Origin of the sequence: Burkholderia guangdongensis (assembly GCF_013403875.1) — a bacterium.
Taxonomy (GTDB): Bacteria; Pseudomonadota; Gammaproteobacteria; order Burkholderiales; family Burkholderiaceae; genus Burkholderia; species Burkholderia guangdongensis.
This window is the reverse complement of sequence record NZ_JACBNX010000001.1, coordinates 407161-433900: the sequence shown is the minus strand read 5'-3', so window position 1 is coordinate 433900 and position 26740 is coordinate 407161. Positions and strand designations below refer to the sequence as shown.

The window sequence follows — 26740 nt, the reverse complement described above, 5'->3', positions numbered from 1 at the left end:
GGCACTCGCGACACTCACGACGCGATGCCCCACGCGAACGGGTCGCTGTCGTCGATCAGCAGCGTCGCTTCGGCGCTCAGGTGCGCGCTGCCGCGAATCGTCGGCACGATCCCGCCATCGGCCTCGGCGTAGCTCGCCGAGAACACGCTGCCGATCACGCTCGCCTGCCGCCACACCTGGCCCGGCGCGAGCTTGCCGTCGGCCGCGAGGCACGCGAGCTTCGCGCTCGTGCCGGTGCCGCACGGCGAGCGGTCGTATGCGAGGCCCGGGCACAGCACGAAGCTGCGGCTGTCGTATTGCGGATCGTCCGCGAACAGCTCGATGTGATCGATCTCGCCGCCGTTCACGCCGGTGACGCCCGCTTTCTCCAGGCCTTCGCGCACCGCCGACGCATACGCGGTCAGCGCCGCGACGTTGTCGCCGGCGATGCGCTGCCCGTGCCCGCTGATCAGGAAGAACCAGTTGCCGCCCCACGCGACGTCGCCCTTCACCGTGCCATGGCCGGGCACGTCGACGGCGACGTCCTTCGCATGGCGGTACGCGAGCACGTTGCGCACGCTGACGCTCAGGTCGTCGTGCAGCGTCGCCTCGACGTCGCCGACCGGCGTCTCGATCCGGTGCACGCCGGGCGCGATGCGGCCCATGTAAAAGAGCGTGCGCACGAGGCCGATCGTGCCGTGCCCGCACATCCCGAGATAGCCGGTGTTGTTGAAGAAGATCACGCCGGCGGCGGCTTCCTTCGACACCGGCTCGCACAGCAGCGCGCCGACCAGCACGTCGCTGCCGCGCGGTTCGAGCACGCACGCGGTGCGCCAGCGGTCGTATTCCTGCGCAAGCAGCGCGCGCCGCTCGGCCATCGAGCCGCGGCCGAGATCGGGGAAACCGGACACGACGAGCCGCGTGGGTTCGCCGCCCGTGTGCGAATCGATGATCTGGATAGACTTCATCTCGCGTCTCTGAAAGGTGGAAAGGAGCACAGCTTCCTCTGTGCGGCGTCCGTCCGCTTGTGGGTTTTCGATGAGGCCGACGACGAAATCGGCATAGCCTCCGGCGCCAGCCCGCCCCCTCCGGCGATTGTGCCGATTTCGTCATTTTGCTCCGGGAAACGGCTCAAGCCTGCCGGGCATTCCCGCAGCGATACTGCTCGCCATACCGACGCACCCTGTCGGCCGACCGATACGAATGTAGGAGATTTCAGTGAGCCGCAATGCCATCCAATGGACCGGGGTTTTCCCGGCCGTCAGCACCCAGTTCAAGCCTGACTTTTCCCTCGACGTCGACGCGACGCACCGCGTCGTGAAGAAGCTGGTCGACGACGGCGTGTCGGGCCTCGTCGTCTGCGGCACGGTCGGCGAGAACACGTCGCTGTCGACGTCGGAAAAGCTCACGGTGATCGAAGCGGCGCGCGACGCGGCCGGCGGCCGGGTGCCGGTGATCGCGGGCGTGGCCGAGTTCACGACCGAGTTCGCGCGCAACACGGTGCGCGAGGCGCAGCGCGTCGGCGTCGACGGCGTGATGGTGATGCCCGCGCTCGTCTACTCGGCGAAGCCGCACGAAACCGCCGCGCACTTTCGCGCGGTCGCGTCGAGCACCGATCTGCCGGTGATGGTCTACAACAACCCGCCGATCTACAAGAACGACGTGACGCCGGACGTGCTGATCGCGCTGCAGGATTGCGAGAACATCGTCTGCTTCAAGGATTCGTCGGGCGACACGCGCCGCTTCATCGACCTGCGCAATGCGGTCGGCGACCGCTTCGTGCTGTTCGCGGGCCTCGACGACGTGATCGTCGAGAGCATCGCGGTCGGCGCGCAAGGCTGGGTGTCGGGGATGTCGAACGTGTTCCCGAAGGAAGGCGAGACGCTGTTCCGCCTCGCGAAGCAGAAGCGCTTCGACGAAGCGCTCGCGCTGTATCGCTGGTTCATGCCGCTGTTGCACCTCGACGCGCGCCCGGACCTCGTGCAGTGCATCAAGCTGTGCGAAGAGCTGGTCGGCCGCGGCAGCGCGGTCACCCGCCCGCCGCGCCTCGCGCTCGAGGGCGAGGCGCTCGCGCACGTGAAGGCGGTCGTCGCGAAGGCGCTCGAAACGCGCCCGACGCTGCCGGACGTCGGCCTCTGATCGACGCGCTGATCGACGCGCCGATCCACGCGCTGATCAACATTCAACCGGCAGCGGGGCACCGGCTTTCCCCAAGGAGAACCCCATGCGACTGACAGGCCAGCTTCTGATCGGCCAATCCGCGGTGTCCGGACAGAACGGCACGTTACGCGGGATCGCGGCTGCGACCGGCGAGCCGCTCGAGCCCGCGTTCGGCGGCGCGAGCCTGCACGACCTCGACACCGCGTGCACACTCGCGGACGACGCGTTCGACCTCTATCGCGAAACCGGCCTCGAAGCGCGCGCCGCATTCCTCGACGCGATCGGCCGCCAGATCCTCGCGCTCGGCGACGAACTGATCGACCGCTGCGTCGCCGAATCGGGGCTGCCGCGCGCGCGCGTCGAAGGCGAGCGCGGCCGCACGGTCGGCCAGCTCGCGCTGTTCGCGCAGATCGTGCGCGACGGCGGCTTCCTCGACGCGCGGATCGATCCGGCGCGCCCGGACCGCAAACCACTGCCGCGCGTCGACCTGCGGCTGCGCAACGTCGCGATCGGGCCGGTCGCGGTGTTCGGCGCATCGAACTTCCCGCTCGCCTTCTCGGTCGCGGGCGGCGATACCGCGTCCGCGCTCGCGGCCGGCTGCCCGGTGATCGTGAAGGCGCACTCCGCGCATCCGGGCACGTCCGAGCTCGTCGGCCGCGCGATCCAGCAGGCGGTGCGCGAATGCGGGATGCCGGACGGCACGTTCTCGCTGCTGTTCGACGCGTCGCGCGAGATCGGCCAGGCGCTCGTCGCCGATCCGCGAATCAAGGCGGTCGGCTTCACCGGCTCGCGCCGCGGCGGCGTCGCGCTGATGCATATCGCGGCCGCGCGCCACGAGCCGATTCCCGTGTATGCCGAAATGAGCTCGATCAATCCGGTGCTGCTGATGCCCGGCGCGGTCGCGACGCGCGGCGAAGCGATCGCGCCGCAGTTCGTGGCGTCGCTGACGCTCGGCGCCGGCCAGTTCTGCACGAACCCGGGGCTGATCCTCGCGGTCGACGGCCCGGCGCTGCGCGCGTTCGAGCAAACGGCGGCCGCCGCGCTCGACGCCGCCGCCGCGCAGACGATGCTGACGCCGCAGATCCACGCGGCCTACTGCGACGGCGTCGCGAAACTGCGCGCGCACGACGCGGTCGACACGCTCGCCGAAGGCGCGCAGGGCGGCGCCTATCAGGCGCGCGCCGCGCTGTTCGCGACGTCGGCCGACGCGTTCATGGAATGCATCGAATTGCGCGACGAGGTGTTCGGCCCGGCGTCGCTGATCGTCCGCTGCGCGGACGCCGGCACGCTGCATCGCGTGCTGAAGTCGCTCGAAGGCCAGTTGACGATCGCCGCGCACCTCGACGACGACGACGCGCCGCTGTTCCGCACGCTGCTGCCGACGCTCGAGCGCAAGGCCGGCCGGATCCTCGTGAACGGCTTCGGCACCGGCGTCGAGGTCGGCCATGCGATGGTGCACGGCGGCCCGTTCCCGGCGACGTCCGACACGCGCACGACGTCGGTCGGCGCGCGCGCGATCGAGCGCTTCCTGCGCCCGGTGTCGTATCAGGACGTGCCGGCCGCGCTGCTGCCGCCAGCGCTGCGCGACGGCAATCCGCTGAACGTCGCGCAACGCATCGACGGCGTCGTCGCCGCGCGGGAGGCGAATCATGGCTGATTCGGCTGAAGTCGTCCTGTCGCTCGACGACGTGCACGCGCTCGCGCTGCGCGTACTCACGCACAACGGGATGTCCGACGCGCACGCGCGCGCGATCGCGAACGTGATCACGCAGGGCCAGCGCGATGAGTGCCATTCGCACGGCGTGTACCGGCTGCTCGTCTGCGTGCGCTCGCTGAAGCAGGGCAAGGTCGATCCGCAGGCCGTGCCGACGATGCGCGCGCTGTCGCCGTGCATCGTGTCGGTCGACGCGCATCGCGGCTTCTCGCTGCTGAGTTTCGAGACGGGGCTGCCGGAACTCGTCCGGATGGCGAAGCAATTCGGCATCGCCGCGATGGCGATCAACCACTGCTACCACTTCTCGGCGCTGTGGCCGGAGGTCGAAGCGATCGCGGCGCACGGGCTGGCGGCCATCGCGATGAATCCGAGCCATAGCTGGGTCGCGCCCGAGGGCGGGTCGAAGCCGGTGTTCGGCACGAACCCGATCGCGTTCGCGTGGCCGCGCCCGGGCGGCGTGCCGTTCGTGTTCGACTTCGCGACGAGCGCGATCGCGCGCGGCGACATCGAGCTGCACGCGAAACAGGGCAAGCCGATTCCGTCGCACTGGGCGATCGGCCCTGACGGCGCGCCAACCACCGATCCGAAGGCCGCGCTGCAAGGCGCGATGCGCACGTTCGGCGGGCACAAGGGTTCGGCGCTCGCGGCGATGGTCGAGCTGCTCGGCGGCGCGCTGATCGGCGACATGACGAGCCAGGAGTCGATGGCGTTCGACGAAGGCGTCGGCGCGACGCCGTGCCACGGCGAGCTCGTGATCGCGTTCGATCCGAAGGTGTTTCTCGGCGACGAACTCGACGCCGGGCTCGCGCGCGGCGAGCGGATGCTCGAGTCGATCGTCGCGCAGGGTGCGCGGCTGCCGTCGCAGCGGCGCTTCGATGCGCGGCGCCGGAGCGAGGCGAACGGCGTGCGGGTGCCGCGCGCGCTGTACGACGAAATCCTGACGCTGCTCGATTGACCGGCGGCGGCGCATGTCTGCCGGACGTGACGCCGAGCGTGCCGTCAATGACGCGCTGACGGCGCGCCGCCGGTCTTGGCGACGCTCGTTGCGCGTCGATCTTGCCCACAAACGACGCCTACAACCGACACTCACAAACGACGCCTACAAACGACACGGGGCGACGCGGCCATCGCGTCGCCCCGCTGGGGCTCACAGCTGGTCCGGATCAGTCCCAGTGACGATGCCCGTGATGACGCTTGCCGTGATACCCGCGGCGATAGTCGTGCGCGTACGAGTTCGAGCGCGACACGTGGCCGCCGAGCGCCGCGCCGGCGGCGCCGCCCATCCCGCCGCCGACGATCCCGCCCGCGCGGCCGCCCATCGCGTTGCCCGCCGCGGTGCCGGCGCCGCCGCCGAGCGCGCCGCCGATGATCGCGCCGGTGCGCTCGCGACGGTTCGACGTGACCGCGCCGCCGGCGCCACCGCCGATCGCGCCGCCGATCACCGAACCCGTGCTGCCGCCGACCGCGCCGCCGATCGCCGCGCCGGCCGCGCCGCCGAGGCCGCCGCCGAGCGCGTTGTTCAGGTCGCCTGCGACTGCCGGCAGGGAAGCCGCGGCGGTCAGCGCCGCGACGGCGAGAATCTGGATGATTTTCTTCGACATTTTGGAAAGCCCTTCGCGTTTGAACGCGGCGAAGTATATCCAAGCGGCACGCGGCATTTTGTTTCTGAAACGTCGCCCGTTTGCAAGATTTGTAACAGAAAAGCGATCGGGCGGCCCGCCCCACCCGCCGCCCCACCCGCCGCCGCGCCCGCCGCTGCCGAGGGTCACTGCCTGCGCCCTCTTGAGCACCCGCATGCCCTTAAGGTTCCGATAAGCCACCCGCCCCGATGATCGCCTCATCCGCGGCCCGCCCGCGACGCGCCATGCCGGCGCGCCGGGCGTCCGGGCCGCGCAACCGCTCCGGAGGCCGATCATGCCCACCACCCCCGCCGCCACGTCGCGCCACGACCTGCTGACCCGCCTGTTTCACTGGGCGACGATGCTGCTGATCGTCGTGCAGTTCGCACTCGGCTGGACGATGCCCGACGCCGACTCGATGTCGAAGCCACTCGGCCTGATGCTGCTGCACGTCGACGTCGGCGTGCTGTTGCTGCTGATCGCGGTGCCGCGCCTGTTCTGGTCCGGCGCGCGGCGCGGCATTGCGCCGGTCGACCAGCATCCGGCGCTCGCGCTCGTCGCGAACGCGACGCACAAGCTGCTCTATCTGGGGCTGATCGTGGTGCCGCTGCTCGGCTGGCTGAACGCGAACGGCCGCGGCTGGACCGTCGGCCTCGGCCAGTCGCTCGCGCTGCCGACGCTCGCCGCGCCGCACTCGCTCGGCGCGGCAATCGGCGAGTGGCACAGCGCGATGGCAACCGCGTTCGTGATCCTGATCGGCCTGCACGCATGCGCGGCGCTCGCGCATCGCTTCGTGATGCGCGACGGCGTGCTCGACCGGATGTTCTGAACCCGTTCCACGCCGGGCGACGTCGCGCCGGACGACGGCCGTGCCGTCCGGACGCGTCGCCCGCTTCGAGCCCGGCGCTGCCGGGTCTTTTTATCTCGTGCGCCCGCGGTCAGTCGTGCCGCTAATCCAGACTGCCGCCGTGGCCGCCGCCCCCTTCGCGGACGGCGCCGCGCTCACCGCCGCCTCCGCCACCCTGCCGGCCCGGCGGCGGCAACGTCACCGTCACGCGCGGGGCCGGCCCGGGCGCATGCATCATCGGCCCGCCGGGGTTACGCACAATGCCCGGCTGTACGACCTGCGGCCGCGGCTCGCGGCCTCCGCCCCAGCCGCCCGGCGGCCCGGACGGCCTGATGCCCGGCTGCCCGATCACGCCGCCCGGCCCGCGCTCGATCTGCGGATGCGCGTGCGCCGGCGGGATGCCGCCGGGGCCGATGCGCGGCTCCATCCGCGGCCCCACGCGATGCCGGAAATGATCGCGGTCGCGAAAAAACGGCTGATTCACATAGAACTGATCCCAGTACGAATCGATGGCGAACACTTCGATCGGGAAGCCGATCGTCGCGCCGTAATCGAGCAGCGGCACCTCGCCGCCTTCGTACGGATAGTCGAGCCGCCCCGCGTAGATCCAGCCGCGCAGGTTCGGCAGCGCGACGTCGCACCACGTGTAATCGCTCACGCAGCCGATCACGGAGACGAGCACGCCTTCCGGAATCTGCGCGACGAGCGGATAGTCGGGCGCGGGCCCGGCGCGCAGGTTCGCGGGGCCGTTCGTGTAGGCCTCGGTCTGCGCAAACGCCGCGCCCGGCAGCGCGAGCAGCCCGAGAAAGCCGATGCACAGGCATCGGACGATCGCGTTTTTCATGATGACACCTCCTGCACGGCCCGCCGGCCCGGCCGCGCGCGTCCGGATCAGTGCCGGATCCAGCCCGATCCGCCGCCCATATGGCCGCCACCCATATGGCCGCCGCCGAAATGACCGCCAAAATGGCCGCCGCCGCGCCGACCATCGAAATGTCCGCCGTGGCCACCGCGGAATCCGAAGCCGAAGCCGAACCCGAGCGCCACCGGCGGCCAGCAGCAGTCATACCAGCCGGGGTAATAAGGCGGGTAGTAGTACGGATAGGGATACGGATAGGGGTACGGCGCCGCGTACACCGGCGACTCGCCGTAGTCCGGCGACAGGGGGCTCGCGTACGGGCCCGGGTTCACGGCCGCGCCGCTGGCCGGCGCCGGCGAAACCGGCATGTCGCGCTGCGTGTACGCGGCCGGCACCGACGCGTAGTACGGGCCCGGATAGTAATAGCAGCCGCCGAGCATGGCGGCAGCGGCGGCGGCGACGAAAACCGCGGGTTTCGCGGCGGAAATCGGCTTCATTTCAGCTCCAGTGTCGATCCGGGCGACCTCGACACGCGCCCGTGCACGCTTCTAGCTTATGTCTCCGTAAAATTTCGCGGCAGCACGATCGGTTACTGTTTGTTTCCGGCCACCGACGATCGTTAGATCAACCCGCGCCGCCGCAACTCGTCGCCGAGTGCATCGGCATCGGTGAACCGGTAGCCGTGCAGGCCGGCGTCGATCGCGCCGGCGACGTTCGCGTCGGTATCGTCGATGAAGAGCGTCGCATCCGGCTGCGCGCCGAGGCACGCGACGCAGCCCAGATAGGTCCGCGCCGCCGGCTTCACCGCGTCGAACGCCGCCGACGGAAACACGTCCGCGCCGAACAGCCGCGCGACGGGCGGGTTCAGATAGCCGAGGTGATCGGTGACGAGCGAGCTGTTGTTCGTCAGCACCGCGATCCGGTGCCGTTCGCCGGCCCGCGCGGCGAGCGCGAGCGCCGCGTCGTTCGGCGTGATCGACGCGTGGCGCGACGCGAGCCAGTCGTCGCGCGTGACGCGGCAGTTCAGCAGATCGCCGAGCGCGGTCAGATAGTCGTCCGGCGACAGCTCGCCGGCGTCGGCGCGCGCCTCGAGCCCGGAACCCCAGATCGCGTGCCGGATCGCGTCGGGCGGCGCGCCGGTGATCGCCGCCAGCCGCGCGACGCGCACGGCGCGGTCGTAGTGGGACAGCACGCCTTCCATGTCGAACAGCAGCAGCCCAATCGGCGAGATCATGGCGCCCCCTTCCGGATCGCGAGACGTCCGGGCGGCCATGTGGCGCCCGACGCGCCGCGCGCGAACGATCTGGCTATTGTGCCTCAGCGATGCGCGGCTTCGGCGATCGAGGCCCAGGCTCGCCCAGGGTCGTGACATCGACCGGGCTCTGATCGGCAAACGACGGCAGGGATACGAGCATCCGCACCAGATCCTGCTGACGGCGCTGTCCGGTCTTCGCGAGCACCGCGCGCAGCTGGTTGCGCGCGGTCGTCGTCGTGATGCCGCCGGCGGCCGCATGCTCGTCGAGCGACAGGCCCGTCGCGAGTCCGTGCGCGAGTCGTGCCTCGGCGGGCGTCAGGCCGAACATCTGCGCGAGCTGCCGCTCGGTCGCCGCCGCCGTCCGCTGCGCGCACGTGACCGTCAGCATCAGGTCCGCAGCCCGGAACGCGGGCGCGCCACGCTCCGCGGACGGCAGCGCGAGCACCGTCAGATGCCACGTCTGCCGCGCGTCGCGAACCGTCAGGCTCTCCGGGCGGCGATGCACGCGCACGCGCTCCATCGCGGCGAGCAGCGCGTCTTTCCAGAAGCCCGCGGTCTCGATCCGGCGACCGGACGCGCGCGCCGTCCGCTGCGTGCCCAGCCACGCTTGCGCGCTGCGATTGCAGAACACGACCTCGTTGCGCCGATCGATGACGACGACCCCCTGCTCCATCGCATCGAGGGCCCGATCGCCCGCGAACAGGCCGGCCCGCAGCGATTCGGTGCGCATCATCAGCCGCAGTGTCTGCTTCAGATGCGGCATCAGGCGCCGGATCGCGCGCTTTTGCGTCGCAGAAAATGCCGGCTGGCCGATCGAATGATTGAACGCGACATAAATATCGAGCGTGTCTTCGCGAAAAAGACAGCCGCCGGCGATATAACGAATGCCGTGCGGAATCAGCAGATCCTGATAAAACTCGTCGCGGCCGACGAAACGGTCGTCGAAATGATCCGCGCACGAAAATACGTCGCCGACGGGACGGCGCATCATCAACGCGCGACGTGGATCGATCGCACCGTAGTATTGCGCATAAGCATCGCCGGCCATCAGATATTCCGGCCGCGTCATCAGGCTCAGCGGCGCGGTCTGCGTCGCCGAATCCCATGCGACCAGATGCGCGACGCTGCTGCCGATCCAGCGATCGAAAGCCGTCAGTGCATCGAGCAGCGCATCCGGCTCGAGCACCGAATCGTAGAAGCGAACCAGAATCCCGTCGAGCGCATCGGCGTCGCCGGTCTTGATTTCCTTTTGCGACATACAGGCGTTCCCCGTGCTTGCCTTTGGTCTCTCAGGCGATATTTTCTGTATGCGTGATCAGTTTTGATCATGCGAATCCGACGAACACCCGTGAGAATGCCACAACGCCGGCCTGAATCGAAATAATGCCCGCCGTTCGCACGGTTATTCGATCGTTGCCGAACCGGCTTTAAAGCGCCGCGCGACAAATAGAAAGGTTTTTGAAGAACCGCAAATCCAAACGACCAATCGGAAACATGAAATGAAAAAGACACTGATCTGCATCGGGGTGTGCGCAGCCCTTTCCGCATGCGGCGGCGGCGGCGGCGACAACAACAGCAACAACAACGGCTCGAACGACAATCAATCGTCGAACCCGCCGGCCAGCAGCCCGCAGGCGCAGCCGCTCGCGGCCCAGCAGACCTACATCGGCACCGTCAGCTTCGGCGACACGATCTCGGTGCAGATCGATGCGCCGTCGAAAGGCCAGATCACGACGACTTTCGTCAACTCGCAGTTCGGCCTCGCCGGCAAGCTCGTCGGCACCTACACGCTGACGAACGGCCACTACGTGATCAGCGGCTTCCAGGCGAGCGGCACCGTGCCGGCCGCGCTGTCCGCCGGCGCGAACGCGGTCGGCCTGCAGTTCACGGTGACGGCCGACGGCAGCAACAAGGGCACGCTGACGGGCCAGATGACCAACGTGCCGAACGTGAAGGCCGGCAACGGCCTGCTGAGCGGGCAGGTCACCGCGTCGAACAACGGCGTGACGACGGTCGCGGGCCTCGCGGGCACGTACAGCTTCATCAAGCTGTCGGGCAACTACACGGCGAGCGGCGTGCCGAGCGGCGATCAGAGCGTGGACAGCGGCCAGATCAAGATCAACGGGGACGGCACGTTCCGCGCGTGTCCGAGCCAGGCGTATTCGCCGACCTGCATGGACGACGCGAACACGAGCACCGCCGACACCGGCACGATTGCGGTCGATCCGGACCAGACGACCTATCCTGGCGCGTTCGACGTGACGATGAACGGCGCGTCGTTCGGCCGCCTGTTCGTCAGCACGAGCGGCGGCGCGAACACGCTGATGCTCGACCAGGCCGGCACGAACAGCGAAGGCACGTTCCGCACCGGCTCGTGGGTGCTGCAATCGACGCAGGCGCTGACGAGCGGCACGTACGACGGCGCATGGATCTGCTCGGAGCCGAACACGAACGACAACAACCAGTTGCTCGGCAACGTCGTCGCGACGAACGTGACGATCGCCGGCACGACGATGACGCCGGCAAACACGAGCGACAGCCCGGTCACGCTGACCTACAACGCGACGTTCAATGCGGCTGCGTCGGCGAACACGCCGACCTATGCGAACGGGGTCAACGGCCTGATGGCGGGCCTGCTAAGCAACACCAGCAACGGGCAGACCGTGCAGAGCGCGATGGTGTTCCTGCCGGTATCGTCGACGAACATCTACTACCTCGACGAAGTGAACGGCAACGGCTTCTTCGTGCAGGGCCTTTGCACGAAGCAGTGACCGATGCGGCGCGCGGGGTGCGCGCCGCTCAGTCTCGGCGCACGTCGGGCGCACGTCGGGCGCGCATCGGGCACACATTGGGCGCAATCCGCGCGCCCGTCCCGCGCCCGTCCCGCACCCACCCCGCGCTCACTCGCCGATGTTGTCGGCGAGATTGTTCCGCACGCGCCCGAGCAGCCGGATCAGCGTGTCGCTTTCGTCCCGCGTCAGCCCCTTGAGCCCATCCTCGGCGATCGTGTCGCCGACCTCGAGCATCCGCGGAAAGATTCCGCGCGCCTTGCGCGTGAGCCGGATCACGAACGCGCGCCGGTCGCCGTCGCTCGCGACGCGCTCGATCCAGCCGTAGATCTCCATCCGGTCGAGCAGCCGCGTCAGCGAGATCGGCGTGATGTCGAGCCATTCCGCGAGCCGCGCCTGATTCATCTCGCCCTTCCAGGTCAAATACGCGAGCACGCGGCTTTGCGCGCGCGTCAGGCCCAGCTGCTTCGCGCGCCGGTCGTACAGGCGCCCGTACAGCCGGCTCACGTCGCCGATCAGAAAGCCGAACCGGTGTTCGTAGGTCGTGTCCATCCGCGGATTATAGGGGGAAGCGCCGGCACGGCGCGGTGCGGGCCGATTTTCCGGCAAGTGCTAACCCCGGATATAATAAGCACGCTTACGATGTGGCCGGCCTTGCGCCGGCCGCATTGCGATACGGAGACGATTTTGAGCCTGCCCCCCGCCGCCCCTGCCCCGAAACCCGCGCTGAACCGGCCGATGCTGACCGTGTCGATCATGCTCGCGACGCTGATGCAGACCCTCGACACGACGATCGCGAACGTCGCGCTGCCGCACATGCAAGGGAGCCTGTCGGCATCGCAGGACGAGATCACGTGGGTGCTGACGTCCTACATCGTCGCGGCCGCGATCGCGACGCCGCTGACCGGCTGGCTGTCCGACCGCATCAGCGTGAAGAAGCTGCTGCTGATCTCGGTCGCGGGCTTCACGATCGCGTCGGCGATGTGCGGGCTGTCCGAATCGCTCGTGCAGATCATCGGGTCGCGGCTGCTGCAGGGCGTGTTCGGCGCGTCGCTCGTGCCGCTGTCGCAGTCGATCCTGCTCGACGTCAATCCGCGCGAAAAACAGGGCCAGGCGATGGCGATCTGGGGGATGGGCGTGATGGTCGGCCCGATTCTCGGCCCGACGCTCGGCGGCTGGCTGACCGACAGCTACAACTGGCGCTGGGTGTTCTTCATCAACGTGCCGATCGGCGCGCTCGCGCTGTTCGGCATGATGACGTTCCTGCCGGCGCGCGAGCCTCGCCCGCACGTGAAGCTCGACGCGTTCGGCTTCGCGACGCTCGCGATCGCGATCGGCGCGTTCCAGGCGCTACTCGATCGCGGCGAACAGCTCGACTGGTTCGGCTCGCACGAAATCCAGATCGAGGCGTTGATCGCGGCGATCAGCTTCGCGTTCTTCCTCGCCCACACCGCGACGGCCGGCAAGGCGTCGTTCTTCAAGTCGTCCCTGCTTCGCGACCCGAATTTCGCGACCGGCACGCTGTTCATCTTCATCGTCGGCGCGGTGCTGTACGCGACGCGCGCGCTGCTGCCGCCGATGCTGCAGACGCTGATGGGCTACCCGGTCGCGACGACCGGCCTCGTCACCGCGCCGAGCGGCGTCGGCACGATGATCGCGATGATGGTCGTCGGCAAGCTGCTGAAGCACGTCGACGCGCGGCTGCTGCTGCTCGCCGGGCTCGCGCTGTGCGCGCTGTCGCTGTGGCAGATGATGGGCTACACGCTCGTGCTGTCGGAGTCGGACATCGTGTGGCCGGGCGTGATCCAGGGCTTCGGGCTCGGCCTCGTGTTCGTGCCGCTGTCGACGCTGACGTTCTCGACGCTGTCGCCCGAGCTGCGCGCGGACGGCACCGCGACCTACAGCCTGATGCGCAACATCGGCAGCAGTATCGGCATCTCGATCGTGCAGACGCTGATGAGCCGCGGCGTGCAGATCTCGCACGCGGATCTCGCGACGCAGGTCACGCCGTTCAATCCGGCGGTCCAGGCGATGATGCGCGCGGGCGGCGGCATCGACGTCGCGCTGCTCGACCGCACGATCAACCAGCAGGCCTCGATGATCGCGTATCTGAACGACTTCAAGCTGATGTTCTTCGCGACGCTGCTGATGATCCCGCTGCTGCTGCTGATCCGGCCGGTCACGCATCGCGCGGCCGACGACAACCTCGCGCACGCCGCGCTCGAGTGACGCGCGGCCGGCGGCCGCCGCCCCCTCCCAGACGGAGGGGTTCGCGCGCGATGCCCGGTGCTAGGATCATCTGACGCCTGCGCCCACGTTCGCGCGGGCGCGTTGCCGCACGGCCGCCCGTTGCGCGGCGCGTCGTCCGAGGAGCCCGCTGATGTCCACCGTTCCGCTTCGCCCCACCACCACTGCCGCCACCATCGCCGGCCCGCACGCCGCGCCGACGATCGACGTGCTGTTCGATTTCGTCTGTCCGTGGTGCCTGATCGGCAAGCGGCAGCTCGACCGCGCGCTGCGCCGGCTCGCCACCGCCGATCGGGACGTCCGGCCGGTCGTCGCGTGGCACGGCGTGCAGTTGCTGCCGGACACGCCGCGCGCCGGCGTCGACTATCAGGCGTTCTACGTCGCCCGGCTCGGCAGCCCGGCCGCCGTCGCCGCCCGCCGCGAGCAGGTGCGCACGGTCGCGCGCAGCGCCGGGCTCGAGCTCGCGTTCGAGCGGATCCGCGTGCTGCCGAACACCGCGCTCGCGCATCGCGTCGCCGCGTATGCGGCGTCGGCCGGCGCCGACGGGCTGCAGGCCGCGCTGATCGACCGTATCTTTTCCGCGTACTTCATCGACGGCGACGACATCGGCGATCCGGCTGTGCTCGAACGGCTCGCTGTCGCGTGCGGGCTGCCGGCGGACGGCGTGCGCGCGGTGCTCGGCGCCGATGCGAACGGCGCGAACGGAGCCAGCGGAGCGAGCGGCGCGCGGATCGCGCCGCCGGCCGCGCTACGCGCGTCGAACGGCGTGCCGACGTTCGTGTTCGACGGCGCCGAGACGCTGTCGGGCGCGGTTCCGCCGGACGTGCTCGTCGCGGCCGCGTGCCGCGCGCTGGTTCGCCGGGAAGCGGCATGACGCGCGCCGTCGACGTCTGCGCGACGGACGACCTGCCCCCGGGGCAGCGCCGGCTCGCGTTCGCGAACGGCGACAGCATCGTCGTGTTCAATATCGACGGCACGCTGCACGCGATCGAGAACAGCTGCCCGCATCAGGGCGCATCGCTCGCCGGCGGCGCGCTCGACGGCACGCTGCTGCGCTGCCCGGCGCACGGGCTGCGCTTCGACGTCGCGACCGGCCGAATGCCCGGCGTGCCCGGCGTGCCCGGGATGTGCGTGAACGCATTGACCGTGCGCATCGACAACGGGCGCATCGTCGTCGACCTGCCCGACGCCTGATCCGGCGCACGACCGCCGGCGCCGCGCGATGAATGCAGCGGGCGGCGGATGGGCGGCGGATCAGGCGGGCAGGCGCCTTTCGACGGCCCGGCACAGCCGGTATGATGGCGGCCTTGCGCCGGTTCGACAGCCCGCGCATCCATTCACGACGACTCAAAGGAAGACCGCCATGACGGCCGCAACGCAATTCGATCAGGTTTCCGTTATCAAACGCGCCAACGTCTATTTCGACGGCAAGTGCGTGTCGCACACCGTGCTGTTCGCCAACGGCACCCGCAAGACGCTCGGCGTGATCCTGCCCGGTGCGCTCAACTTCGGCACCGACGCGCCCGAACTGATGGAAGTGCAGGCCGGCCAATGCCGGATCCGCCTCGCCGGCAGCGACGAATGGAAGACGTACGGCGCGGGCGAGTCGTTCTCGGTGCCCGGCAACAGCCGCTTCGACATCGACGTGATCGATACGCTCGACTACGTCTGCAGCTACCTGTAATACCCAGCACGCCGAGCCGTTGCACGCAGCGGCTCCGGCGTCGCCCCGCGCCTCCTCTCCCGCCCCGCCATTCGTCAGTCAAATCAGTGCGATCCCGCGCTGCGCGCGGCGCAACGCAACCTACACTTAAGTTGGACCGTACCGGCTCACCCGTGGCCGCGCCGCAAATAGGGTCAACGCATCTTTCCGAATCGGCAGCCATCGGCAGCGAGCGTCGCACGGTCGCGTTCGGTGGCGACCCGGACATCCGCATCGCCTCCGACATGTGTTCCCGGCACTACCCCCACGGAGGCTGTCTATGAACAGTAAGTTTTCCAACCCGGCGCCGCTCGGACTGGCCGGATTCGCATTCACCACATGGATGCTCAGCATGGTGAACGCCGGCTGGTACAACGCGGATGCGCTGGGCCTCGTGCTGGCGCTGGCGTTCGCGTTCGGCGGCACCGCGCAGATGATCGCGGGTGTGATGGAGTTTCCGCGCGGCAACACGCTCGGCACGGTGGCGTTCCTCAGTTACGGCGCGTTCTGGTGGTCGTTTGCGCTGTTCGTCGCGCTGCTCGGCGCCAAGGTGCCGCCATCGTTCGTCGGCTGGTATCTGTTCGTGTGGGGCGTCTTCACGTTCTATATGTGGATCGGCTCCCTGCACACGAGCACGTCCGTGCAGCTGGTGTTTCTGTCGCTGTGGATCACGTTCCTGCTGCTGGCCGTCGGCGCATGGATGGGTTCGAGCCTGGCCACGCAGATCGGCGGCTACGCGGGCCTGATTACCGCGATGCTGGCGTTCTACGCGTCGGCCGCGATGGTGATCAACGAGAGCTTCGGACATACCGTGCTTCCCACGCACGAATGGGCGCAGGCCCATCCGCGAGCGGCCTGATCGCGCGTTGCCGATCGTTGTTGCTTGTTGTTGCTTGTTGTCGCTTGTAGTCGCTTGCCGGCGCGCATCGGACGTGTCGGCAAGCGGCATACTTCGTGATCCGAAGCACCCGGGAGGAAGGAGAAACCGTCATGTCACGAGACAAGTCATCGCGCCGCGCCTCCGACGAGCGGCGAGCGGCCGATGTTTCCGAGGCGCAAATCGCCGTGCACTGGCCTGAAGAGAACTACTACGAGCCGCCCGTTTCGTTCATCGCGCAGGCCAATCTGACCGACGCGGGCATATTCGAACGCTTCTCGCTCGACAAATTCCCCGAATGCTTCAAGGAGTTCGCGGATCTGCTCGACTGGTACAAGTACTGGGAGACCACGTTCGACGCGAGCCATCCGCCGTTCTGGCGCTGGTTCGTCGGCGGCAGACTCAACGCGTGCTACAACTGCGTTGATCGGCATCTGCCGAAGTACCGGAACAAGGCCGCGATCCACTTCGTGCCCGAATCCGAAACCGACGCGGTGCAGCACGTCACGTATCAGGAACTCTATGTGCGCGTGAACGAGTTCGCCGCGCTGCTGCGCGATCTATGCGGCCTGAAGGCCGGCGACCGCGTGACACTGCATATGCCGATGGTGGCGGAGCTGCCGATCACGATGCTCGCGTGCGCGCGGCTCGGGGTGATTCACTCGCAGGTGTTCAGCGGCTTCAGCGGCGCCGCGTGCGCGGACCGCATTCTCGATTCGGAAAGCCGCGTGCTGATCACGATGGATGGGTATTACCGCGCCGGCAAGCTGCTCGATCACAAGGAGAAGGCCGACACCGCGTACGCCGAAGCGGCCGGGAAAGGCCACCAGGCCGAGAAGGTGCTGATCTGGCAGCGTCACCCGGGCAAGTACTCGAGCCCGACGCCGCTCGTCGTAGGACGCGACGTGATCGTGAACGACGCGCTCGGCGCGTTCCGCGGCCAGCGCGTCGAGCCCGTGCCGATGCCGGCGGAAGCACCGCTGTTCCTGATGTACTCGAGCGGCACCACCGGGCGCCCGAAGGGCTGCCAGCACTCGACCGGCGGCTATCTGTCGTACGTTGCGTGGACATCGAAAAACATCCAGGACATCCACCCCGAGGACGTGTACTGGTGCATGGCCGACATCGGCTGGATCACCGGGCACTCGTACATCGTTTACGGCCCGCTCGCGCTCGGCGCGTCGTCGGTCGTGTACGAAGGCCTGCCGACCTACCCCGATGCCGGGCGGCCATGGCGGATCGCCGAAAGCCTCGGCGTGAACATCTTCCACACGTCGCCGACCGCGATCCGCGCGCTGCGGCGCAGCGGCCCGGACGAGCCGGCGAAGTACCATTATCACTTCAAGCACATGACGACCGTCGGCGAGCCGATCGAGCCCGAAGTGTGGAAGTGGTATCACCAGTCGGTCGGCAAGGGCGAGGCAGTGATCGTCGACACGTGGTGGCAGACGGAAACGGGCGGGTTCCTGTGCAGCACGTTGCCGGCGCTGCATCGGATGAAGCCGGGGAGCGCCGGGCCGGGGATTCCGGGCATACATCCGGTGATTTACGACGACGACGGCAACGAGCTCGTGCAAGGCTCCGGCAAGGCCGGCAACATCTGCATCCGCAATCCGTGGCCAGGCGCGTTCCAGACGATCTGGAAGGCGCCGGAGCGCTACGTGAAGACGTATTACGCGCGGTACTGCAAGAACCCCGACAGCAAGGACTGGCGCGACTGGCCGTATATGGCGGGTGATGGCGCGGTCGACGCGGCGGACGGCTACTTCCGGATTCTCGGGCGCATCGACGACGTGATCAACGTCGCGGGCCATCGCCTCGGCACGAAGGAAATCGAGTCGGCGGCGCTGCTGGTTCCCGATGTCGTCGAAGCCGCGGTCGTGCCGGTTGCCGACGAGATCAAGGGCCGGGTGCCCGAGCTCTATGTTTCGCTGAAGCCCGGCGTGGAAGCGTCGAAGCACGTCGCGAAGCTGGTGTCGGATTCGGTGGTCGACAGGATCGGCGCGATCGCGAAACCGCATCGCGTGCTGATCGTGCCGGACATGCCGAAGACCCGGTCGGGCAAGATCATGCGGCGCGTGCTCGCGGCACTGTCGAATCATCAGGATCCCGGAGATGTTTCGACGCTGGCGAATCCGGAGATCGTCGATAGTTTGCGTACGCTTGTGAAGTAGCGGAAGTCCCGCGCGCTGGCGAATCAACCCGGGCCAGCCACACCGTCAGCGCGCCCGACGCATTACGCCCGCAGCATCACGCCCGCAGCATCACGCCCACGGCTCCACCGTCACCGCGACCTTCAGCACCTGATCCGCGCCGCCGCCGCGAATCACGCCGCGCAGCGGCGTCACATCCGCATAATCCCGTCCGACGGACAGCATCACGTAATCGTCCCCCGGCGCGCGATCGTTCGTCGGATCGAGCTGCAGCCACCCGCCATCCTCGGGCCACTTCGGGTCGTACACCTCGACCCACGCATGCGACGCATCCGCGCCGATCAGCCGCGGCTGCCCCGGCGGCGGCTGCGTCAGCAGATAGCCGCTCACATAGCGCGCCGCGAGCCCCAGCGAGCGCATCGCGCCGATCATCACGTGCGCGAAGTCCTGGCACACCCCCTGCCGCAACGCGAGCGCATCGAGCGCGCTCGTCGTCACGTCGGTGCTGTTCGGCTCGTACTTGAAGTCCGCATGAATCCGCCGCATCAGCTCCCACGCCGCCTGCACCAGCGCCCGCCCCGGCGTGAAGCTCTGCGCCGCGTAAGCGGCCAGCGCAGGATCGCAGGCCACGTGCGGCGAAGCGAACACGAACTCGCTCGCCGGATCGTACGGCACGCCCGCGCGGTAGCAGAACCTGTCCCGCACCGCCTCCCACGCGCTCGCCCGCGCCGCGCCGGGCCGCGCGATCGCGTCCGGCGGCTCGCCGCGCTTGCCCGCCGACAGCGCCGGCGGCACGACGCGCACGACGCTCCGGCTGCGTACGAACAGCGATTCGTGCGGCTGATTCAGCGAGAACGACGTGCGCGCATTTCCGAACGCGTCGGTCTCGACGCTGACCCGCTCCGGCTTCGGCCCGATGTCGAGCTCGAACGACAGCAGCAGTTGCCGAGGCGTCGCGAGCGGCGTGAGCCGCGCCTGATGCTGCGCCGACTCGACGCGCGCCGCATACATGTAATGCGTGTCGTGCGTGACGCGCAGCACGCGGCCGCGCGTCGTGGTGCCGGCCGGCACGTCGGCGGCCGCCGGCGCGGCAGCAGGCTTCGGCGTCGTCACCATAGCGTCCTGCCCGCCTCGCGCACGTGGCTGAAATACCGCTCGCCGATCCGGTCCGACAGATTCCACACCGCGTCGCACGTCGTCGCGAGCTGCGCGAGCAGCGTGCGATGGCGGCCCGTGCCGTCGGTCTCGCACAGCGCGTGCAGCGACCACGCGGCGATGTCCGGCATCGCCTCGGCCAGCCCCGCCAGCGGATACCCTTCGCCGTGCTCGACCTTCGCCAGCCGTCCGCGCAGCGCCTGCGCGGCCCACGCGAGCGAGTGCGGGTTGTCCGTGTCGAGCACGATCAGCGCGAGCAGCGGCGCGACGTCGAAGCGGCGCTGGAACTGCGAGCGGAACGTGATCGCGCTGTCGAACAGCTCGAGTACGAGCTCGAAGCCGTCCTGCTTGTGCACGGTCCCTTCATCGAACGCGAACCGCAGCACGCTGCACAGAAAATCCAGCCGGTCGATCTGCCGCCCGATCGACAGCAGCCGCCAGCCGTCGTCGCGCGTCATGTTGTCGGTCTGCGCGCCGGTGATCGCGCCGAGCAGCAGCCCGAGCCGGTCGATCAGCTGCAGCGCGTCGTTGCCGAGCTGATCCTCCGCCTCCAGCGCGCGCGCGCTGTCCGCGAACAGTTGCGTCGCGTCGTCGATCAGCCGCCATTGCTCGCGCGACAGCCGCTCGCGGATCGCGGCCGCCGCCGCGCGCATCCCGAACAGGCACGACGCGATGCCGGTCGAGCGATCCGTGCCGTGCGCGAGCGACGTCGTCAGCGCGGCCTGGAACGCGTGCGGCTCCGCGACCGCGTCGGGCGTATCCGGCGAGATGAGCCCGGTGTCGCGGCACAGCGCGTCGAGCAATTGCAGATGCGCGGGACTGTCCGCGTCGTCCTCGCCGCGCAGCCGTTCCAGCGCGGCGCGCGCGAGCCGCATCAGGTTCGTCGCGCGCTCGGTGTAGCGGCCGAGCCAGAACAGGTTCTCCGCCGCGCGGCTCGAAATCGTGCGCACGCGCTCGACCAGATCGTCGGGGCCGAGGTGGGTCGGCAGCAGCGTCGTCCGGTCGACCGCGCCTTCGGTCATCACCCACGCGTCGATCGTGCTGCCGCCGCGCGGCATCGGCGCGTTGAACAGCGTATCGCGCGTGCCGACGCGCGCGAGCCCGCCCGGCAGCACGCGCCAGGTCTGCTCGCCGTCCGCGAGCGCGAACACGCGCAGCAACAACGGCTGCGGCACGATCCGCGCGCTGCCGTCGGCGTCCGCGTCCGCGCGGCTCGCCCACGTCGGCGCCTGCGACAGCGGCAGGTCCGCCTGCACCGTGTAGTGCGCGGGGTGCGCGGCGATCCGCGCGCGCCATTCGTCGAGCTGTGCCGGCGTGAGCCGCGCGCCGATCACCGGATCGAAGCCGCCGCCCGCCTGCACGTCCGGCGGGAACGTCGGCTTCACGATCGCGCGCGCAAGGTGCGGCAGCGCGTCCGCGCACGCGGCGGCCTCGCCGCACCACCACGAGTGCACGGCGGGCAGCGACAGCGTCTCGCCGAGCAGATCCTCCGCGAGGCGCGGCAGGAAGCCGAGCATGCCCGGCGATTCGAGAAAGCCCGAGCCCGGCGCGTTCGCGAGCAGCACGTTGCCCGCGCGCACCGCCTGCAGCAGCCCCGGCACGCCGAGCATCGAGTCCGTACGCAGTTCGAGCGGATCGAGCCACGCGTCGTCGACGCGCCGCAGAATCCCGTGCACCGGCTCCAGCCCGCGCAGCGTCTTCAGGAACACGCGGTTGTCGCGCGCGGTCAGGTCGCCGCCCTCGACGAGCGTCAGCCCGAGGTAGCGCGCGAGATACGCGTGCTCGAAGTAGGTCGCGCTGTGCGGCCCCGGCGTCAGCAGCACGATCCGCGAATTCTTCCGCGCGGGGCTCAGCGCCTGCAGGCTCTGCACCAGCGCGCGGTACGCGGCCGCGAGCCGCTGCACGCGCAGCCCGCGAAACGCGCGCGGAAAGAGGCGCGATACGATCAGACGATTCTCGAGCAGATAGCCGAGCCCGGCCGCGCCCTGCGTGTGGTGCGCGGTCATTCGCCACTGGCCGTCCGGGCCGCGCGCGAGATCGAACGCGACGACGTGCAGCCACGTGTCGCCCGGCACGCGCGCGCCGCGCATCGGCCGCAAGTAGCCCGGATGCCCGGTCACGAGCGCCGGCGGCAGCAGGCCGCGCTCGAGGATCGTCTGCGGGCCGTACAGGTCGGTCATCATCGCGTTCAGCAGCCGCACGCGCTGCAGCACGCCGCGCTCGATCGCGTCCCAGTCTCGCGGCGTGACGATCAGCGGCAGCAGATCGAGCGACCACGGGCCGGCCGCGCCGTCGCCCGCGCGCTGCTCGTGCAGCTGGTAGAACAGCCCGTTCTCGCGCATCCGGCGCTGCAGCGCGTCCGCGCGGCGGTCGAGGTCGGCCACGCCGTCGCTGCCGACGGACGTGAAGAATTCGCGCCACGCGGGCGCGAGCGCGGGGGCATGCAGGCCCGCCGCGCTGCCGCGCAACTCGTCATACCGCCCCGCGCCGGCCGGCGCGGCAAGCGCGGCGGCCAGCTCCACGGCATCGGGTTGCGCGCCGGTATCGAAGAGCGTCGGCATCGTGTCGGTCGCGGCGTCGGCGAGGTCGTCGGGGGAAATGGGCGGCACGGTTTCAATCGGTCATGGATGAGCAGCGTCCGGTCCGCGCCGCTGCCGCAAACGCCACAAACGCGGCAATCGCGCGCGGCGGCGCGGGACCAGCCGGCATCCTAACATTTCGGCCGCACAAAATTCCCGTCGCCGCCGGCGGGTTTTCCCCGGGATTGCCGGCGGGTTTTCCCCGGATCGCCACGCGCGCCGCGTCAAACGTCAGATGCGCCGCAGATCGAGCGTGAACGGGAACTCGCGGCTCGGCGCGGCCGCCGCGACGTCCATCCGCCCCGGCGTATGCCCCATCGCGACGAAGCGCGCGAGGCGGCGGCTCTCGGCCTCGTACGCGTTCACCGGGAACGTCGCGTAGTTGCGCCCGCCCGGATGCGCGACGTGATACCGGCAGCCGCCGAGCGAGCGCGCCATCCACGTGTCGACGACGTCGAACGTCAGCGGCGCGTGAATGCCGATCGTCGGATGCAGCGCCGACGGCGGCGCCCACGCCTTGTAGCGCACGCCGGCCACGTATTCGCCCGCGGTGCCGGTCGGCTGCAGCGGCAGCGCGTGGCCGTTCACGGTCACGACGTGGCGGTTGTCGTTCAGCCCGCTTACGCGCACCTCGAGCCGCTCGAGCGACGAGTCGACGTAGCGCACCGTGCCGCCGGGCGCACCCTCCTCGCCCATCACATGCCACGGTTCGAGCGCGCCGCGCAGCGACAGCTCCATGCCGCTCACCGCGATCTGCCCGTACAGCGGAAAGCGGAACTCGAAGTGCGGCGCGAACCACGCGGCGTCGAAATCGAAGCCCGCGTCGCGCAGCTCGGTCAGCACGTCGTCGAAATCCATCCGAAGAAACGTCGGCAGCATGAAGCGGTCGTGCAGCGCGGTGCCCCAGCGCGTGAGCGGCGTCGTGTACGGCGTCGACCAGAAGCGCGCGATCAGCGCGCGCAGCAGCAACTGCTGGACCACGCTCATCCGCGCGTGCGGCGGCATCTCGAACGCGCGCAGCTCGAGCAGGCCAAGGCGGCCCGTCGACGAGTCCGGCGAGTAGAGCTTGTCGATGCAGAACTCGCTGCGGTGCGTGTTGCCGCTCGCGTCGATCAGCAGGTTGCGCAGCACGCGATCGACGAGCCACGGCGGCATCTCCTGGCCGTACAGCAGCTTGTTGCGCTGAATCTCCTTGAACGCGACGTCGAGCTCGTACACCTGGTCGTTGCGCGCCTCGTCGACGCGCGGCGCCTGGCTCGTCGGCCCGATGAACAGCCCCGAGAACAGGTAGGACAGCGACGGATGGTTGTGCCAGTAGCCGATCAGGCTCGCGAGCAGGTCGGGCCGGCGCAGGAACGGGCTGTCGGCCGGCGTCGCGCCGCCGAGCACGAAGTGGTTGCCGCCGCCGGTGCCGACGTGGCGGCCGTCGACCATGAACTTCTCGCTGGACAGGCGCGACAGGTACGCGGCGTCGTACAGGAATTCGGTATGGCCGACGAGCTCGTCGAAGCTCGACGCCGGGTGGATGTTCACCTCGATCACGCCCGGGTCCGGCGTCACCTGCAGCAGCTTCAGGCGCGCGTCGCGCGGCGGCGGATAGCCTTCGAGCACGAGCTTCACGTCGAGCGTGCGCGCGGTCAGCTCGAGCGCATTCAGCAGGTCGAGATAATCCTCGAGCGCCGCGAGCGGCGGCATGAACACGTACAGGATGCCGTTGCGGACCTCGACGCACATCGCGGTGCGCGTGATCCACGCGGCCGATTCGAAGCGCGCCGGATAGCGATGCGCATCGGCGGCCGGATGCAGCGCGCCCGGCAGCCCGTCGCCGCGCGACTGCATCACGGTGCGCGGCGCCGGCGTGTCACTCGACGAGGGCGACAAGGGCGACAGGGGCGACGCCAGCGGCAGATAACGCGGCGCGTCGCCGGGCCCGACGTAGCGCGCGCGGAGCGCGTCGGCGCTCGGCAGCGGCTCCTGCGGCGCGAACGGATCGCGGTCGATCAGATACCGTTGGTCGCCGCGGCTCACCCACGGCAGCGAATCGAGCGGCAGCCGATAGCCCATCGGGGAATCGCCCGGCACCAGATACATCCGCTCGTCGCGGAAGAACCACGGGCCGGTCTCCCAGCGCGGGCCGCCGAGCGCCGGGGCGCCTTCGACCGGCTTGATCGGCAGCACGTAGCCGACCGCGCTGTCGAGCTTCTGGTCGAACACCTTGCGCAGCCGCGCGCGCTCGAGCTCGTCGTCGAGGCGCGAGTCGAACGGATCGACGTTGACCGGCAGCCGGCGCTCGCGCCACAGGTAGTACCAGACGTCCTCGTAGCCGGGCCGGATGAAGTCGCGCGTCAGGTTCAGCCGCGCGGCGAGCGCGTCGATGAAGCGCTTCGCGTCTTCGGTCGTGTACGACGACGGCTCGCGCTCGTCCGCGAACAGCGCGGGGTCGTGCCAGACCGGCTGCCCGTCCGCGCGCCAGAAAATCGACAGCGCCCAGCGCGGCAGCTGCTCGCCCGGATACCACTTGCCCTGCCCGAAATGCAGGAAGCCGCCGTCGCCGTACTCGGCGCGCAGCTTCTGCACGAGCGACGTCGCGTAGCCGCGCTTCGTCGGCCCGAGCGCGTCGGTGTTCCATTCGGCGCCGTCGCGGTCGTCGATCGACACGTACGTCGGCTCGCCGCCCTGCGTGAGCCGCACGTCGCCGGCCGCGAGCGTCGCGTCGACCTGCGCGCCGAGCGCGAGCACGCCGCTCCATTGCGCATCCGTATACGGCTTCGTCACGCGCGGCGATTCGTAGATCCGCGTGACCGCCATTTCGTGCTCGAACTCGACCTCGCACTCGTCCATCAGCCCCTCGACCGGCGCCGCGCTCGTCGGCTGCGGCGTGCATGCGAGCGGGATGTGCCCTTCGCCCGCGAGCAGGCCCGACGTCGGATCGAAGCCGATCCAGCCCGCGCCCGGCAGATAGACCTCGCACCACGCGTGCAGGTCGGTGAAGTCGACCGACGTGCCGCTCGGGCCGTCGAGCGATTTCACGTCGGGCGTCAGCTGGATCAGGTAGCCGGACACGAAGCGCGCGGCGATGCCGAGATGCCGGCACAGTTGCACGAGCAACCATCCGCTGTCGCGGCACGAGCCGGACGCCAGCTCGAGCGTCTGCTCGGGCGTCTGCACGCCGGGCTCCAGCCGCACCAGGTAGTTGATGTCACGCTGCAACTGCTGGTTCAGCGCGACGAGGAAGTCCACGGTGCCGGTCGGCGTGCGGTCGATACCGTCGAGATACGCGCGGAACGCGGGCGACTCGGACGTCTGCGGGTCGCACGCGAGATACGGCGCGAGCTCGGTGCGCACCGCGTCGGCGTACGTGAACGGAAACTGCTGGGCGCTCTCTTCGAGAAAGAAGTCGAACGGGTTGTAGACCGACATCTCGGCGACGAGATCGACGGTGATCTCGAACTCGCGCGTGCGCTCCGGGAACACGAGCCGCGCGAGGTAGTTCGAGAACGGATCCTGCTGCCAGTTGATGAAGTGATCGGCCGGCTTGACGGTCATCGAATACGACAGGATCGGCGTGCGGCAATGCGGCGCCGGACGCAGGCGCACGATCTGCGGGCCGAGATTGACGAGCCGGTCGTAACGGTAGCGGGTGGCATGATGCAGCGCGACGTGAATGGACATGGCGGGACCGCTCGGTTCGGGTTGAATCGGGTCATCGGCCGCTTCCCTCGGCGGGCATCGCGCCCGCCGAGGGATCGGCGGCAATGGGGTACGGAAGCGCCGGCCGCGCGCTAGACGAGCTCGGGCGACTGCACGACGCTGATGTCGACGCCGATCGGCTGCGTGCCGGACCCGGTCACCGACTGCGTGTCGCGATAGTCGAGCCCGACCGCGATGCGCACGTAGCGCTCGTCCGGGCAGCGGTTCATGAACGGATCGAAGCCGACCCAGCCGAGCCCTTCGACGTAGGCCTCGGCCCATGCGTGGCCGGCCGGCGACGGCATCTGCGCGGCGCTCTGCTGCTGCGTGCCGAGCGACGGCTGCGCGGTGCCCGACGACCGGCGCGCCGCGCGGTTCGACTGCCCGGCCGCTTCGCTCTCTTCGTCCTCTTCGGCCAGCTGGATCGCGGCGAGCGCTTCCTGCTGCGCGCCGCCCTGCTGTTGCTGCTGCGTTGCGCCGCCCTGCTGCTGCATCGCGTCGGCCATCCGCTGCGCGGGGCCGTCGGCGAGCAGATAGCCGGCCACGAAGCGCGCCGGCACCTTCAGCGCGCGCGCCGCCGCGATGAACGCGTGCGCGTGGTCGCGGCTCGTGCCCTCGCCGTTCTTCAGCGCGGTTTCCGCATCGACCGGCGCGTCGAAGGCCGTCTGCGGCGCGTACGCGATCCGGCCGTGCACTTCGGTCATCAGCCAGTGCAGCGCGTCGAGGCTGCGATGCTCGAGCGGCATCGCATCCGCAAGCGCGCGGATCCCGTCGCCGGCGCCGGTGAGCTCGGTCTCGCGCTCGAAGATCCACGGCGGCGCATAGCCTTCGGTCTGCCCGAGAATGCCCGCGCGGTCCTGCGTCTCGACGACGCCGGCCGCGACGATCACGATCTCGGCCCGGGTCGCGCGCTCGTGCCGCACGAGGTCGATCTTGTTGCCGAGGCCGTCCGCGTAGGACAGCGTCGGCTCGATGCCGTCGATCGTGACCTGCCACGCGCGGACCGTCTGCCCCGGCCCGGACTGCGGCCGCAGACGCAAGCGCTGCAGCACGTGCGTGACTTGATCGTCGAACCGATAACGCGAGATATGGCGAATGGCAAGTCGCATGGCAGT

The 26740-nt window shown here is 69.5% G+C and carries 22 protein-coding genes; 11 read left to right on the top strand and 11 right to left on the bottom strand.

Going from position 1 to position 26740, the window contains the following annotated elements; genetic code table 11:
* Positions 1-14: 14 nt before the first annotated feature.
* A complete protein-coding gene (locus HZI36_RS01845; RefSeq protein ID WP_179400897.1) occupies positions 15-947 on the bottom strand; it encodes a 4-hydroxyproline epimerase in 933 nt (310 codons plus the stop codon).
* Between the two features lie 250 nt (positions 948-1197).
* Between HZI36_RS01845 and HZI36_RS01840 the strand changes: the two genes are divergently transcribed.
* From HZI36_RS01840 to HZI36_RS01830, 3 genes are all read left to right on the top strand, one after another.
* Entirely contained in the window at positions 1198-2118 is a 921-nt protein-coding gene (locus HZI36_RS01840) for a dihydrodipicolinate synthase family protein (RefSeq protein ID WP_179400896.1), read from the top strand.
* A gap of 85 nt (positions 2119-2203) precedes the next feature.
* On the top strand, positions 2204-3796 hold the full coding sequence (locus HZI36_RS01835; RefSeq protein ID WP_179400895.1) for an aldehyde dehydrogenase (NADP(+)): 1593 nt from the start codon (positions 2204-2206) through the stop codon (positions 3794-3796).
* Positions 3789-4808 carry an Ldh family oxidoreductase gene (locus HZI36_RS01830; RefSeq protein WP_179400894.1) on the top strand — a complete coding sequence of 340 codons (1020 nt, stop codon included), beginning with the start codon at positions 3789-3791 and terminating at the stop codon, positions 4806-4808. The genes HZI36_RS01835 and HZI36_RS01830 overlap by 8 nt, the downstream gene beginning before the upstream one ends.
* 208 nt (positions 4809-5016) lie before the next feature.
* Here HZI36_RS01830 and HZI36_RS01825 read toward each other — a convergent pair whose 3' ends face one another.
* Positions 5017-5454: a hypothetical protein gene (locus tag HZI36_RS01825; protein WP_179400893.1), complete on the bottom strand. Its 438-nt coding sequence runs from the start codon at positions 5452-5454 to the stop codon at positions 5017-5019.
* 313 nt (positions 5455-5767) lie between these two features.
* On the opposite strand from HZI36_RS01825, the gene HZI36_RS01820 reads away from it, so the two are divergent.
* Entirely contained in the window at positions 5768-6301 is a 534-nt protein-coding gene (locus HZI36_RS01820) for a cytochrome b (RefSeq protein WP_179400892.1), read from the top strand.
* A 121-nt stretch (positions 6302-6422) separates the two neighbouring features.
* On the opposite strand, the gene HZI36_RS01815 is transcribed toward HZI36_RS01820, so the two are convergent.
* The 4 genes from HZI36_RS01815 to HZI36_RS01800 all read right to left on the bottom strand — a co-directional run bounded on the left by HZI36_RS01815 (position 6423) and on the right by HZI36_RS01800 (position 9691).
* Positions 6423-7163: an SH3 domain-containing protein gene (locus HZI36_RS01815; protein WP_179400891.1), complete on the bottom strand. Its 741-nt coding sequence runs from the start codon at positions 7161-7163 to the stop codon at positions 6423-6425.
* 47 nt (positions 7164-7210) lie between these two features.
* Positions 7211-7675, bottom strand: a complete 465-nt coding sequence (locus HZI36_RS01810) for a hypothetical protein (protein WP_179400890.1) — start codon at positions 7673-7675, stop codon at positions 7211-7213.
* A gap of 122 nt (positions 7676-7797) precedes the next feature.
* Positions 7798-8412: an HAD-IA family hydrolase gene (locus HZI36_RS01805; RefSeq protein ID WP_179400889.1), complete on the bottom strand. Its 615-nt coding sequence runs from the start codon at positions 8410-8412 to the stop codon at positions 7798-7800.
* Between the two features lie 73 nt (positions 8413-8485).
* Positions 8486-9691 carry a helix-turn-helix transcriptional regulator gene (locus tag HZI36_RS01800; RefSeq protein WP_179400888.1) on the bottom strand — a complete coding sequence of 402 codons (1206 nt, stop codon included), beginning with the start codon at positions 9689-9691 and terminating at the stop codon, positions 8486-8488.
* Positions 9692-9932: 241 nt separating this feature from the next.
* Between HZI36_RS01800 and HZI36_RS01795 the strand changes: the two genes are divergently transcribed.
* Positions 9933-11204: a hypothetical protein gene (locus HZI36_RS01795; protein WP_179400887.1), complete on the top strand. Its 1272-nt coding sequence runs from the start codon at positions 9933-9935 to the stop codon at positions 11202-11204.
* Between the two features lie 129 nt (positions 11205-11333).
* Here the strand turns inward: HZI36_RS01795 and HZI36_RS01790 are convergent, their stop codons facing one another.
* The gene (locus HZI36_RS01790) at positions 11334-11774 is read right to left on the bottom strand and encodes a MarR family winged helix-turn-helix transcriptional regulator (RefSeq protein WP_179400886.1); all 441 of its coding nucleotides are present in this window, start codon (positions 11772-11774) and stop codon (positions 11334-11336) included.
* A gap of 141 nt (positions 11775-11915) precedes the next feature.
* Here HZI36_RS01790 and HZI36_RS01785 point away from each other — a divergent pair, with 141 nt between their 5' ends.
* From HZI36_RS01785 to acs, 6 genes are all read left to right on the top strand, one after another.
* On the top strand, positions 11916-13451 hold the full coding sequence (locus tag HZI36_RS01785) for a DHA2 family efflux MFS transporter permease subunit (RefSeq protein ID WP_425485189.1): 1536 nt from the start codon (positions 11916-11918) through the stop codon (positions 13449-13451).
* A gap of 151 nt (positions 13452-13602) precedes the next feature.
* Positions 13603-14343: a DsbA family oxidoreductase gene (locus HZI36_RS01780; protein WP_179400885.1), complete on the top strand. Its 741-nt coding sequence runs from the start codon at positions 13603-13605 to the stop codon at positions 14341-14343.
* On the top strand, positions 14340-14663 hold the full coding sequence (locus HZI36_RS01775) for a Rieske (2Fe-2S) protein (protein ID WP_179400884.1): 324 nt from the start codon (positions 14340-14342) through the stop codon (positions 14661-14663). Before HZI36_RS01780 ends, HZI36_RS01775 begins: the two co-directional genes overlap by 4 nt.
* 169 nt (positions 14664-14832) lie before the next feature.
* The gene (gene ppnP / locus HZI36_RS01770; RefSeq protein ID WP_179400883.1) at positions 14833-15153 is read left to right on the top strand and encodes a pyrimidine/purine nucleoside phosphorylase; all 321 of its coding nucleotides are present in this window, start codon (positions 14833-14835) and stop codon (positions 15151-15153) included.
* Between the two features lie 298 nt (positions 15154-15451).
* Positions 15452-16030: an acetate uptake transporter gene (locus HZI36_RS01765; RefSeq protein WP_179400882.1), complete on the top strand. Its 579-nt coding sequence runs from the start codon at positions 15452-15454 to the stop codon at positions 16028-16030.
* 131 nt (positions 16031-16161) lie between these two features.
* Positions 16162-18222, top strand: a complete 2061-nt coding sequence (acs, locus tag HZI36_RS01760; RefSeq protein WP_179400881.1) for an acetate--CoA ligase — start codon at positions 16162-16164, stop codon at positions 18220-18222.
* A gap of 90 nt (positions 18223-18312) precedes the next feature.
* Here the strand turns inward: acs and HZI36_RS01755 are convergent, their stop codons facing one another.
* The 4 genes from HZI36_RS01755 to HZI36_RS01740 all read right to left on the bottom strand — a co-directional run bounded on the left by HZI36_RS01755 (position 18313) and on the right by HZI36_RS01740 (position 26734).
* Positions 18313-19317 (bottom strand): transglutaminase family protein, encoded by a 1005-nt coding sequence (locus tag HZI36_RS01755; RefSeq protein WP_179400880.1) that lies wholly within the window; start codon positions 19315-19317, stop codon positions 18313-18315.
* On the bottom strand, positions 19311-21917 hold the full coding sequence (locus HZI36_RS01750) for a circularly permuted type 2 ATP-grasp protein (protein ID WP_179401048.1): 2607 nt from the start codon (positions 21915-21917) through the stop codon (positions 19311-19313). The genes HZI36_RS01755 and HZI36_RS01750 overlap by 7 nt, the downstream gene beginning before the upstream one ends.
* A gap of 249 nt (positions 21918-22166) precedes the next feature.
* On the bottom strand, positions 22167-25607 hold the full coding sequence (locus tag HZI36_RS01745) for a transglutaminase family protein (protein ID WP_179400879.1): 3441 nt from the start codon (positions 25605-25607) through the stop codon (positions 22167-22169).
* A gap of 110 nt (positions 25608-25717) precedes the next feature.
* Positions 25718-26734 (bottom strand): transglutaminase family protein, encoded by a 1017-nt coding sequence (locus tag HZI36_RS01740; protein WP_179400878.1) that lies wholly within the window; start codon positions 26732-26734, stop codon positions 25718-25720.
* Positions 26735-26740: the final 6 nt, after the last annotated feature.